14 protein-coding genes are annotated in these 11,919 nt (G+C 61.9%); 4 read left to right on the top strand and 10 right to left on the bottom strand.

Translation table 11 applies throughout. The annotated features are described in order from the left end of the window. Window positions 1–28: 28 nt before the first annotated feature. The 9 genes from HY26_RS10495 to HY26_RS10455 all read right to left on the bottom strand — a co-directional run bounded on the left by HY26_RS10495 (window position 29) and on the right by HY26_RS10455 (window position 7,349). Window positions 29–541, bottom strand: a complete 513-nt coding sequence (locus tag HY26_RS10495) for a hypothetical protein (RefSeq protein ID WP_034765966.1) — start codon at window positions 539–541, stop codon at window positions 29–31. 113 nt (window positions 542–654) lie between these two features. Next, window positions 655–1,215: a YbjN domain-containing protein gene (locus tag HY26_RS10490; RefSeq protein ID WP_034765965.1), complete on the bottom strand. Its 561-nt coding sequence runs from the start codon at window positions 1,213–1,215 to the stop codon at window positions 655–657. Window positions 1,216–1,300: 85 nt separating this feature from the next. Then, complete coding sequence (gene ribF, locus HY26_RS10485) at window positions 1,301–2,224, bottom strand: riboflavin biosynthesis protein RibF (RefSeq protein ID WP_034765963.1); 924 nt, start codon at window positions 2,222–2,224, stop codon at window positions 1,301–1,303. Next, on the bottom strand, window positions 2,225–2,656 hold the full coding sequence (locus HY26_RS10480; protein ID WP_034765961.1) for a MaoC family dehydratase: 432 nt from the start codon (window positions 2,654–2,656) through the stop codon (window positions 2,225–2,227). Between the two features lie 56 nt (window positions 2,657–2,712). Next, a complete protein-coding gene (locus HY26_RS10475) occupies window positions 2,713–3,576 on the bottom strand; it encodes a TIGR01459 family HAD-type hydrolase (RefSeq protein ID WP_112073548.1) in 864 nt (287 codons plus the stop codon). A gap of 32 nt (window positions 3,577–3,608) precedes the next feature. Further along, complete coding sequence (locus HY26_RS10470) at window positions 3,609–4,094, bottom strand: hypothetical protein (protein WP_112073547.1); 486 nt, start codon at window positions 4,092–4,094, stop codon at window positions 3,609–3,611. A gap of 86 nt (window positions 4,095–4,180) precedes the next feature. Then, on the bottom strand, window positions 4,181–5,410 hold the full coding sequence (locus HY26_RS10465) for an EAL domain-containing protein (RefSeq protein WP_112073546.1): 1,230 nt from the start codon (window positions 5,408–5,410) through the stop codon (window positions 4,181–4,183). Window positions 5,411–5,764: 354 nt separating this feature from the next. Further along, a complete protein-coding gene (locus HY26_RS10460; RefSeq protein ID WP_112073545.1) occupies window positions 5,765–6,499 on the bottom strand; it encodes a hypothetical protein in 735 nt (244 codons plus the stop codon). Window positions 6,500–6,515: 16 nt separating this feature from the next. Beyond that, window positions 6,516–7,349, bottom strand: coding sequence for a fumarylacetoacetate hydrolase family protein (locus tag HY26_RS10455; RefSeq protein WP_112073544.1), 834 nt, complete (start codon window positions 7,347–7,349; stop codon window positions 6,516–6,518). Window positions 7,350–7,460: 111 nt separating this feature from the next. Here HY26_RS10455 and HY26_RS10450 point away from each other — a divergent pair, with 111 nt between their 5' ends. The 4 genes from HY26_RS10450 (at window position 7,461) to HY26_RS10435 (ending at window position 10,868) form a co-directional block, all read left to right on the top strand. Then, on the top strand, window positions 7,461–9,140 hold the full coding sequence (locus tag HY26_RS10450) for a DUF262 domain-containing protein (protein WP_112073543.1): 1,680 nt from the start codon (window positions 7,461–7,463) through the stop codon (window positions 9,138–9,140). Window positions 9,141–9,239: 99 nt separating this feature from the next. Further along, window positions 9,240–10,004 carry an SDR family NAD(P)-dependent oxidoreductase gene (locus HY26_RS10445; RefSeq protein WP_034765948.1) on the top strand — a complete coding sequence of 255 codons (765 nt, stop codon included), beginning with the start codon at window positions 9,240–9,242 and terminating at the stop codon, window positions 10,002–10,004. Window positions 10,005–10,011: 7 nt separating this feature from the next. Further along, window positions 10,012–10,383, top strand: coding sequence for a tRNA-binding protein (locus tag HY26_RS10440; RefSeq protein ID WP_112073542.1), 372 nt, complete (start codon window positions 10,012–10,014; stop codon window positions 10,381–10,383). After that, entirely contained in the window at window positions 10,380–10,868 is a 489-nt protein-coding gene (locus HY26_RS10435) for a PaaI family thioesterase (protein WP_034765944.1), read from the top strand. Before HY26_RS10440 ends, HY26_RS10435 begins: the two co-directional genes overlap by 4 nt. Here HY26_RS10435 and queA read toward each other — a convergent pair. After that, entirely contained in the window at window positions 10,857–11,912 is a 1,056-nt protein-coding gene (gene queA, locus HY26_RS10430) for a tRNA preQ1(34) S-adenosylmethionine ribosyltransferase-isomerase QueA (RefSeq protein WP_034765942.1), read from the bottom strand. The two genes, HY26_RS10435 and queA, sit on opposite strands and share 12 nt — an antisense overlap. Window positions 11,913–11,919 lie beyond the last annotated feature (7 nt).

The raw sequence follows: 11,919 nt of genomic DNA, 5'->3' as shown, positions 1-11,919 counted from the left end.
GAGGTTAACCTGTCACTAGGGCGATGCCTCAGCGGGGTGACGAAGCCGTTGACTGGGGCGGACCGTAGGCAAGACGCTCGGCCACTTTCGAGCAGAGCGCATCGAAAACAGCGGCATTCTCGATCAGATTGCCCCAGGTAATGCCGCGGTCGAGGATCACATAACGCGACACGTTCACCGTATCCGCGTCGGCCTTGTAGACAGAGACGGCACTGAAAGCCCGGTCGATCTCCGTCACTTGCTCATAGGACAAGACAGACCCGAATGCCGCCATGAATTCGACGCCCCGGCAATCGGAGGCGGCTTCGTCGGCGCAAACGGTATAAATACCCAGCGTCAGACCATCCGGCAGGCGGGCAAACACAAAGGGCGCCCCGGAGTCGTTTTGGCCTGCGGCGAGGAATGTGCCGCCCATTTCGTCGACGATCAGGCGAAGATCGTCCAGCCGGACATTGCTGATCATGACGTCGGGCGCACGAGTCAGACGCGGCGGATCTTCCGGTAATTGCGCCAGCGCACTGCCGCTTCCCAGCGCCATCATTACAGCTGCTGCAAATGCCTTATGCAAACTTCACCCTCAGACTGCCACATGCCCCCACCTAGGGATGTTATTGCCAACGTTCGATGTCAGCAATGTGGCAGTGCCGGGGCAGATTACTCGTCGTCTTCTTCGTCGTAGAGCCAGTCGTACAAGTCTTCGTCGTCGCTGGGCCAGATGACATCGGCGACGAGCGGGCCGAGCGCGAGCGCGTTCTGAAGGTTGATCTTCAGGTTTTCCATGCGCTGGCCGCCATCGAGGATGAGGTAGCGCGTGACGCCAACCGTATCACCGTCCTTGTCCCACCAGGTCGATACGGCGGCATAGGACAGATTGGCATTATTGATGGCCTCATCCGTGACTTCGTCATCGTCATCATAGCGGACCTGGACCATCATGCCGAGGCAGTCGTCGGAATACTCGGAATTGCACGCTGTCCCGATCAGATGAAAGATCAGCCCATCCGCAGTAGTCGCGCGGACAGAGACGTCGCCCTCGCCGCCGACTTCCGTGATCGTGTGACCCTCGGAAACCGCAATGGCTTTCAGGTCTTCAAGACTCACGCTGCGAACAACGCGGTCGTCATCCGCAAGTGACGTGTCCGCGCTGAAGTCTTCCGCCGAAGCGGTCATGGATACGGCAGCGGCAAAAGCTGCAGCGGCAAGGAAAGTACGCATGGGAAACTCCCTCTCTTGATGTCCCCAGTCTGGCGCCAGCATGACGGGCGCCGGGAGGCATGAAAAGAGGTAAATCTAACAAAATCTACAGATTCGCGAGCCGTTTGCGCGCTTCTGCAGCGTCTGCGTGCATGGCTTCAACCAGAGCGTCCAGACTGTCGAACTTCAACTCGGGCCGGATGAAGGACACCATCTGGACCTCCAGCCACTTGCCGTAGAGATCGCCGTCGAAATCGAAAATATGCGTTTCCAGCAGCGGATCGCGGATGCCGGTCGTGGGCGTGCGCCCGAAATTGGCGACGCCATCCAGCCACTCGCCCTGCCGGTCGACCCGCGCCCGCACGGCATAAATGCCGTGGCGCGGATGAATCAGTTCGCCGAGATGCAGGTTCGCGGTCGGGAAGCCCAGCGTGCGGCCGTTCTTTTCACCGCTTTCGACCACGCCATCGGCAATCCACCATGTGCCAAGCAGTTCAGCCGCCACTTCAGGCTCGCCCGCATGAAGGGCCTGACGGATGGCAGTGGACGACGCCTTGCCTTCCAGCTCGATCACTTCGTCAACGATCGTGACGCCAAAACCCAGCGCCCGGCCAAGGCTTGCCAGCCGCTGGGCATGGCCCATGCGGCCGCGCCCGAAGCGGAAATCAAACCCAACCGAAACATGGTTGACACCAAGCCCGTCGACCAGGACATCGCGAACAAAGCCCTCGTCCGTCATGGAGGCCATTTCGCCATTGAACGGCAACTCGAACACGAGGTCAGCCCCGGCAGCCAGAATGGCGTTATTGCGCCGCTCGGGCCGGAAGATGCGGAAGGGCGGATCGCTGGGGCGGAAATAGGCGCGGGGCGGCGGCTCGAAGGTCGCCACGGCAAACTTGCCGCCACCCGCCTGCTGTGCCGCTTGCATCACCGCCTTGTGGCCGGCGTGGAGACCGTCAAAATTGCCGAGCGCAACCGAGGCTCCCCGCGCGCTGGCGGGCAGTCCCCGGTAGTCGGCATAAATGGCCAATCAGGCCTCCCGGCTCGGCGCAACCACTTCGGCGTCGCCGGTAATGACCCGCTTGCCATCTACGATGCATTCGATCTTGAGTACGACGCGGTTGCCGCGGTCGATCTTCTCGGCAATCGTCGCACGCGCCGTGACGGTGTCTCCGATATAGACCGGGCGGCGGAAACGCATGTTCAGGCCCACGAAGACGGCGCCTGGCCCCGGCAGGTTGTTGCCCAGGATGCCGGAAATATAGCTCGCCGTCAGCGCGCCATGCGCGATGCGCTTCTCGAACATGGTCGTGGCGGCATATTCGTCGGACATATGCAGCGGGTTGAAATCGCCCGAGACTTCCGCAAAGCGCTGGATGTCATCGGCAGTAATCTCGTGCACGGTTTCGTGCGACTGCCCGATTTCGAGGTCTTCGTATTTGAAGCCGGTAAATTCAGTCATTCCGGGGATGCTCCGATTCTTTCGACGGGCTTCGTTACACGCCTAAAAGCGGGACGTCACCACCTTAAGCCCGTCATGGCCCAGGTCGCCTGTTCTCCGTAAGCCGCCAGCAGTTCGACGACTTCCTCTTCGAAATCCTCGCCATGCTCCTTGAGGCCGGTGCCGACATAAAGGCTGTCGAATCCCTGCACGCCGGCGCCGCGCACGTCGGTGCCGGGGCTGTCGCCGATGCAGAGGATGCGCGACCGGTCGACCGGCTGGCCGCCCGTCAGGGCTTCAACCCGCTCGATGGCGAGGTGGTAGATCGGCGGATGGGGCTTGCCGGAATAGATGACCTTGCCGCCCAGGTCCTCGTACACATCCGCCAGCGCGCCGGCGCACCAGTAGAGCTGGCCGCCCACGCGCACCTGCTTGTCCGGATTGGCGCAGATCATGGGAATGCCGCGTTTGACGCTGAGGGAAAGTTCCTCGCGGTAGTCTTCGGGATGTTCGCCGACATGGTCGCGCAGGCCGATGCAGAGCAGCATGTCCGCTTCGTCGGCATCTGCGAAGTTCAGATCCAGCCCTTCATAGAGGTGGCGGTCATGTTCCCAGCCCTCATCGGCGCCGAGGCGCCAAACGGACTGGCCTTGGAACCGGGCCAACTCCGCGCGCGTCGCATCGCCGGAGGAGACGCAGTCATCGAACGCCGCATCGGGCACACCGAGCGGCTTGAAGTAGCGCGTCACCTGCGCCTTCGGCACGGGAGCATTGGTGATGAGGCAGACATGGCCGCCGCTTTCGCGGAAGCGGACCAGCGCATCGCAGGCATCGGTGAATGCGCTGCGGCCATTGTGGATCACGCCCCAGACGTCACACAGGATCGTGTCGTAGCGGCTGGCGATATCGGAGAGCCCTTGCGGGAATTGCGGTGCGGTCATGCGCGGCGAGGTAGGCTGCAGAGGCGCCGCGGTCAATTGCCGGCGTTGCAGTCGCTGGCCGGCAGCGGGTTCAGGATCCACTGAATGGCGGTCGGGATGGATACCGAATTGGCGAAATAGCAGCCCTTTATGCGGATCACCTGGCCGAGGCTGGTCTCGTCTGAATACTGCGGGGCATAGTTGCAGGAGACCATGTTCGCCGCGTGCCGCTCTGGCGATCCGGGGCGGATATCGAGCAGCAAATGGTTCGATCCAGTGGGGACTGAGACCGACTTCGCGCTGACTTCGCCATGACTATCGCAGACTATACCGGACCATGAGCCGTCTTCTTGCTGCACCGACGGATCAAGCGGCGGGGCGACGGTGAGATCCAGCCATACCGGGCCCTCTGCCATGTCCTGAAGCGCCGCCGGCGCCTCGAATTCCACATCTTCCGGAAGGTTCGCGACGACTTTTTGCACATCCGCCAGAGCGGTGCCTGCGGGCCAGAGAACGAGCGCCAGAATCAATGCGCGCATAGGCAATCCTCCGCTTCGATAAGGAGGACAGAGAATACCGGGATTGGGGCGATTTGAGGGTAGCTGCCTTCCGGAAAAAAGGGGGCTCAGCCGAAATTGGTGAGGCGCTGGACCATTTCCCGCGGAGGGGCGGTCTCTTCCATCAACGAGGCCTTGATAGGGCGCGGCGCGCCGAAGACATGGCCCTGACCGTAAGGGATCTCGTATTCGAGGATTTCGACGACGCTCGCCTCGTCTTCCATCTTCTCGGCCACCATGGTGATGCCATAGCGGGAGAACACGGCGGAGACTTCCTCGCCATCAACCCGGCGATTGATCGAGGAGACCGGGCGCGGGCCTGCTGGATCGCGCAGCTGGTCGATCAGGGCGGCGCCGTTCATTTTCACGAAACGCACACCGGCTGACTGGAGCCGCGGCAGGTCGAGGCCGAGGTCCGGCGCGTGATCGATGGAGAAGCGGAAGCCAAGCTCGGTCAGCTTGTCCATATTGTCCCGCATCGTGCGCGAACGGGTCTCGAACCGGTCAGCCCGGATCTCGAAAATGACCGCGCCGGAGAGATCCCGGTTTTCCGTCATGAATTCAAGGAACATAGGGAAGAAGGTCGAATCTTCGAGCGAGCTTGCCGCGATGTTGCAGAAGACGCCGACGCGGCGGTCACGTTCTGCCAGGCGGCGCACGATCTGCACGCAGCGGAACAGAGTGAAATTGTCGATCTGCCCCATCAGGTTGGCGCGGCGGCCGGCATCCAGGAATTCCGCTGGCAGGATCAGCGAGCCATCCGGACGGCGCAGGCGGGTGAAGCCTTCATAGAACGAGACCCGGCGCTGGGGCAGCGAAACGATGGGCTGGAGGTGCAGGTCCACACGGCCATCCTTCAGCGCATCGCGCACATCGCGAAGAATCGCATCTTCCTGCGGCGCGACGATCTTGTTGGTCGATGTTTCGGCGAGCCGGCTCTCGAAGCTGTGCGACAGGCGGTCGATCAGGCTTTCCAGCTGTTTCATCTCGGAAACCAGCGCATCGCGCCGTTCGGTCAGCTCGTGCTTGACGGTTTCCTCGACCACATCGGTGCGCGCTTCGATGACGTCCATCCGGCGTTCGGAATCGCGATTCTCTTTCTCGATGGCCTGCATGCGCGCATCGATTTCACGCTTCGAACTACCATTGGAAACAAGGACATGAATCTGGCTGAGCACTGCTGCCGTCAGCACGCCTGCACCCACCGACAATGGCAGACCCAGCTGAAGCATGGTCGCGCTAGCGTATCCAGCCGCGCCGCCGGCTGCGATGTACAGCAGGAACAAGAAAAATGTCATCAGCTCAGCACCCGAAACAATTCGTCAATCTTAACAGATATGGTCCATAAGTTAACGAATTGCTTGGATGTGGCGCAATTTGGGTGGTCCGGCAATCCCGCCTCACATTGTTGCGGAGAGGTCACATGCGCTGGCCCTGTCATAAACGGATACAATCCGTAACTGGACAGGACCCGGCCTGACCGATAGCGAGGATACAGAGACCCGGCACCACCGGTCCGCGGCCATCTTATTGGCCGGAGCGGGGGCAGTCTCGGGGGAGACACGGGGCGCGCAGAAATGTGCGCCCCGGTCCTTTATTCGGCTTCCGCACACAATCTGTTTCTGAATGCGAATGGCTGCTTCAGGCTGCGGTCAAGGCTCTGCGCTGGCGCCCTGAACGAGATATTGGGCGTTCTGAAGCGGCCACGTGTTTGCAGCCTCCTCGCCGCAAGCCAGCGTGAAGGCATCGATTTCATTGAATCTCGTGGCGAGGTCCATGTTGCAAGGCTGCAGGACGGCGCGCTGGCGGCCATAATCCACCCAGTAACCGGCCCGCCCGTCAGCGGCTTCCAGCTTGGTGACGACCAGGTCCCCGGTATTGAAGACTTCTGTTTTCGCGTCGCCTTCGCCGGGCAGCACGCCCAGCAGGGCCGCACCGAATCCACCCTTTGGCGATGCTTCGACAAAGATCTGGGCATCCGACAATTCATAGGCCTTGTTCAGGGCGGCCACGACATCTCGCAATCCGGAGGGGCCGCCAACCGCGAGCGGTGTTTCCCGTCCGGCGGTCCAGCCCGCATTGCGCACTTCGTCCAGCCCTTCGAGGTCCGCCGCCTGCAGCGAGAATAAAAGCACGGCGTCGAGGCTCGCCAGCGTTTTCCCGTCCATCGCTTTACGAAGCCCGGACGGCGTGCCGAACAGGACCCGCTTGCCACCGGCAACAACCAGCAGGCAGGGCGCGTCTTCCGAAGAAACCGTGCAAGGCAGCAGGGCGAAGTCGGCGCTCCGGACATTATCGGGTGAAACCGCAATGTCTGCGCCCTGCCCGCCGCTGCACGCCGCCAGAAACATAGAGACAAGAATGACGAGAACGCTGGCGCGCGGCACGGCAAAACCTCCCGGATCAGCCGATCACTGTGGTTCCGGGCTCTGTCACGATTTGTTGCTCGATGTAACCCAGCTGATCGATCTCGACCCGCACCCGGTCTCCGGCCTTCAGCCATTTGGGCGGATTGAAGCCCGCGCCAACGCCGGCCGGCGTGCCCGTGAAGATCAGGTCGCCGGGCTCCAGCGTGAAAGCAGCCGTCAGGTGCGCAATCTGGGCGGGAATATCATGGACCATGTCGCGGACATGACCCGACTGGCGCTGCTCGCCATTCACGAACGTCCGCACCTCCAATGCGGAGAGGTCGTCGATCTCATCCAGTGTGACGATGGCCGGGCCGACCGGGGCATGCGTATCGAACCCCTTGCCCATGATCATGGTCTGGCTGGCGCGCTGCCAGTCGCGGACCGAATAGTCGCAGCCGATGGTCACGCCCGCAACGATTTCAAAGGCCCGCTCGCGTGGCACGTGGCGCCCCTGCTTGCCGATAACGACGACCAGTTCGCCTTCATAATCAAGCTGTTCCGACACTTTCGGCAAATGTATATCTGCATACGGATCATTGATCGCGGTCGCCTGCTTGTTGAACCATTTCTGGATTTCCGGCTTTTTCGTATCGACGAAGCTGACGCTCTCTGCGGCGTGGGCCGCATAGTTCACGCCGATGCCAAGAATTTTTCCGGGCCGGGCGACCGGTGACAGGATTTCGATCTCCGAAAGCGGAACCGGCGCCCCATCCACCTCACCCTTGACGGCTTCTGCCAGTCCTGTCCCCCGAATGGGGGTTACAGATTGGGCGGAAAGTATTCCATATCTGATGGAACTCTGATGGCGAAACCTGATCAAATGCATATCGTTACCCTCTCGTCACACTTCAGCCAGAAACACACTTCACGCGGTTCATCTCGCGTTGTGGCGTGGGTTGGCAAGAGCTAGTCAGAAGGCAGACACGGGGACTCCAGAATGGACAACGGCATGGATCAGAATATCGACCTCGGCGTCCGGGCGCAGGAAAGCTCTGTCAGAGCGATTTTCGCGCCGGGTGAGCAGCTCCAGATGCCGCCTTACCAGCGCAGCTATTCCTGGGAAGCGCGCGAGGCAAACGAATTGCTTGGCGACCTCATCGATTCGGTGGAAACTGGCACGCCGCACTTCGTCGGCGCAATCGTACTGATCAATGGCGCCGAGAATGGCGTGCTGGAAATTGTCGACGGCCAGCAGAGGCTGACGACGCTGACCATCCTGCTCGCCGTGCTGCGGGATCTGGAACCGGACAGGGCCCGCGCGGCGATGCTGCATGCGCTGATCGCCGACGATGCACGCCCGATGCTGGGCGAAGGCGCCAACTGGCGGCTGACGCTGAACCATATGGATGGACCATTTTTCCGCGATGCCATCCAGACGCCGGGCGCGACGCGGAATCTGGACAAGGAACCGGGCGAAAGCGAAAGCCAGCAGCGCATGGTGCGCAACGCTGCCGCATTCATGAAACGCCTGAGCACAATGAGCGACGAAGACCGGCGCGCCCTGGCCGATGTCGTGATGAACCGCTGTGCATTGGTAAGGGTTGTCGTGGGAGAGAAAGAACAGGGTTTCAAAGTGTTCCGCGTGCTCAACACGCGCGGCAAGGAGCCGGACGCGCACGATATCATCAAGACCGAACTGTTCCAGCGCGCCCGCTTCACCGACAAGGAAGCCAGCTCCTATGCGGAGCGCTGGTCGGAACATGAAGCCGCGCTTGGTGGTTCGGCCTTCGACGACCTGCTGCGGCAGATCCGCTCCATCTATGACAGATCGGGCCGCGGGGAACTGATCTCGGCCTTCCCGAAGGCGGTCCTGTCCAAGGTCGATCCGCGCACCTTCCTGGAAGAAGTCCTGCCGCGCTATGTCGAGGCCTACCGGCTGATCACGACCGGCGAAGTGCAAGACGGGCCGAACGCGAAGATCGTCAGCGACAAGCTGAACCAGATGCGCGCCCTCGACCAGAGCAGCTGGCGGGCGCCGGCCCTCAAATTCCTGGTCGAACGCGGGGTCGACGACCCGCAGGCACCGGACTTCTTTACCCGGCTGGAACGCTTGTCTTTTGTGATCATGCTAGTGGTCACCGACCGGGATCAGAGGAACAAGCGCTTCAACAAGGTGATGGAGGCCATCACCAATGACCGGGTGCTGTTCGCGAAGAATGGCCCCCTGTCGGTGGACCGGTCCGACGCAAAAAAGGCCCGTGAGCGTATGCTGGGCCGGTTTGCGACATTCGCTCAACGACGCGCCATGGCGCTGCGGCTGAACGCGGCGCTCGAGAATGGCGTGACCATCCCGCCAGAATCCGACGCCACCGTGGAGCACGTGCTGCCGCGCAACATCCATGAGGACAGCCACTGGCTGACCGTCTGGCCAGATCCTGCCAAGCGGCGCGAGCAATGCGACACGCTAGGCAATTTCGTGCTGCTGACCCACAAGGTGAACCAGAAGGCCGATCGGCAGGACTATCGCGCCAAGAAGGAAGTCTACTTCAATGGCGGCGGCGGCATGGACTTCGCCCTCACCCGCGACCTTCAGGAGCAGGATGCCTGGACGGCGGACGTGGTGCGCAAGCGGACCGAGATGCTGGTCGAAATCCTCTGCCAGGTCTGGGACATCTGAACCACACACGTCAGGGTGCTTTCCCTAGGGACCCCCTAGCGGCGGCCCGCCGGAGGGCTTAGCCTGCATGCCGATACAAAACATGCAGGGAGCCCCGCCATGAGTCTGTTCGACCTTACCGGCAAAGTCGCCGTCATCACCGGATCCTCCCGCGGGATCGGCAAGGCCATCGCCGAAGCCATGGCCGATGCCGGCGCGAAAGTGACGATCTCGTCGCGCAAGCCCGGCCCGTGCCAGGAAGTGGCCGATGAGATCAATGCAAAACATGGCGACGGCACCGCTATCGCCGTGCCAGCCAACATCTCCTCCAAGGAAGAACTGCAGGCCATGGTGGACGCCACCAACAAGGCCTTCGGCAAGATCGACATTGTCTGCTGCAACGCTGCCGCCAACCCGTATTACGGGCCAATGGAAGGCATTTCGGATGAGCAGTTCGAAAAGGTGCTGCAAAACAACATCATCTCGAACCACTGGCTGATCCAGATGTGCGTGCCGCAGATGCGCGAGCGCAAGGACGGTGCGATCATTCTCGTTTCGTCCATCGGCGGCCTGCGCGGCTCTCCTATCATTGGCGCCTACAACATCTCGAAAGCGGCGGATTTCCAGCTCGCCCGCAACCTCGCCACCGAATATGGCAAGGACAATATCCGCGTGAACTGTATCGCGCCGGGCCTGATCCGTACCGATTTCGCCCGCGCCCTGTGGGAGAACCCGGACAATCTCAAGCGCTCGCTGGCCGGCACACCGATGGCGCGGATCGGCGAACCGGAAGAGATTGCAGGCGCGGCCGTTTATCTCGCCTCCAAGGCGGGCGCCTACATGACCGGTCAGATGATGGTGGTCGATGGCGGGGCGACCTGCTGAGACCAAAATGCATCTGATCGACAGACCTGAGAACGCACCGGCGGACGAGATCGCTTTCGACGATTTCCGCAAGGTGGACATCCGCATCGGCACCATACTGGAGGCTGAGCCGCTTGAAGGCGCGCGCAAGCCGGCCATCCGTATGGTGATCGATTTCGGTCCGGGCGTCGGCGTGAAGAAAAGCTCGGCGCAAGTGACCGTGCACTATGATCCCGAGCCCCTTGTCGGCAAGCAGGTGGCCGCCGTTGTCAATTTCCCGCCCCGCCAGATCGGCAAATTCATGTCCGAGGTGCTGACGCTCGGCTTTGCCGATGATGAAGGCGCGATCGTCATGTTCTCACCCGACAAACCCGTCCCCAATGGAGCACGTCTCGCATGAGCCGGACCGAACTATCCGAACAGCAGAAAGCCTTTTTCGACCGCCTGAGAAGCGGTAAATGGGAGTTGCCACCGGGCATCCGCAACATGGGCATCCGGCCGGACCTTTGGCTGAAAGAGGTCAGTTATGGCCGCACACTGTACGAGTGGCCGAACGAGGGCGACCGCGACATCAATGATGGCCGCGTCTTCGGCGGCTGGGTCGCAGGTCTGTCGGACCATATCGTGTCCATGACCATGGCGAGCGCACTGGAAGATGGCGAGTGGTTCACCACGATGGAACTGCAGACGCGCATCTTGCGTCCGGTGCCGCATGGCCTGATCACGATCGAAGGCCGCCTTGTCAGCCGCGGGCGGACCACGGGCCTTGTCGAAGCCGACTGGCGTGACGACAAGGGCCGCCACCTCGCCCGTATCACGGCGGCCAAAGCCATCCGTGAAATGACGGAACTCCGCCCCGATGTGGCTTCGCAGCTAGGGAAGTAACAGGCAGGCGTCGCCGTAGGAGTAGAATCTGTACTCGTTCGCGATGGCGTGAGCGTAAGCCGCGCGCATCACGTCTGTTCCCATCAGGGCCGAGACCAGCATGAACAGGCTGGAACCCGGTAGGTGAAAGTTGGTCACCAACGCATCAGTGCCCTGCACGGCGTCGCCTGGCTTCAGGAAGATGTCCGTTGGTCCAGTGGCCGGGTGTAAAACGCCGTCCGCATCCACACAGCTCTCCAGCGTGCGCATGGCCGTTGTGCCGACGGGTACAACGCGGTGGCCGGATGCGCGCGCCGCATTCAGGCGGGCGGCCGTTTCCGGCGTCAGGCGGCGCCATTCCTCGTGCAGGCGGTTCTCTTCCAGCTGTTTCTCTTCAAGCGGCTTGAACGTGCCGAGGCCGACATGCAGGCGCACTGTCTCACGGACAAGACCGGCCGCATCGCACTCTGACAGGAGGCGCGGCGTGAAGTGGAGGCCCGCCGTCGGCGCAGCGACAGAGGCGGCATCCTCACCAGCGAATTTCGTCTGATAGGTTTCCCGGTCTTTCGCGTCCGCCGGGCGGCGGCGCGCAATATAGGGCGGCAATGGCATGGCGCCGTGCCGGTCCAGCGCAGCCGTCAGCGCATCGCCTTCGAGGGAAAAGCGAAGACCGATCTCTCCGCCTTCATGATGACCGGTAATTTCTGCCGTGAAGCCTTCGGCGAAGACGATTGTGTCGCCATCCTTTAGCCGCCTACCCGGCCGGGCCAGCGCGCGCCAGTTGCATCCATCGATCCGCTCGGTGAGGTTCACATCGCAGGCAACGTCCTGCCCCGTCTCGTCCCGCGCCGGGCGCACGCCTTTCAGGGCGGCGGGCAAGACACGCGTATCGTTGAAGACGAGCACATCGCCTGCATTCAGGTAGCGCGGCAGGTCCCGCACCCCGGCATCTTCCAGCCGTCCGTCGCCGTGCACGACCAGAAGGCGTGCGGAATCCTGCGGTTCGGCCGGGCGAAGCGCAATCAGCCGTTCAGGCAGGTCAAACTGAAATTGGGTCAGATCCATGGGGCGC

The organism is Hyphomonas sp. GM-8P (assembly GCF_003263315.1).
GTDB lineage: Bacteria > Pseudomonadota > Alphaproteobacteria > Caulobacterales > Hyphomonadaceae > Hyphomonas.
The sequence above is the reverse complement of the archived record's forward strand: the minus strand, read 5'-3'. Positions and strand labels throughout refer to the sequence as shown.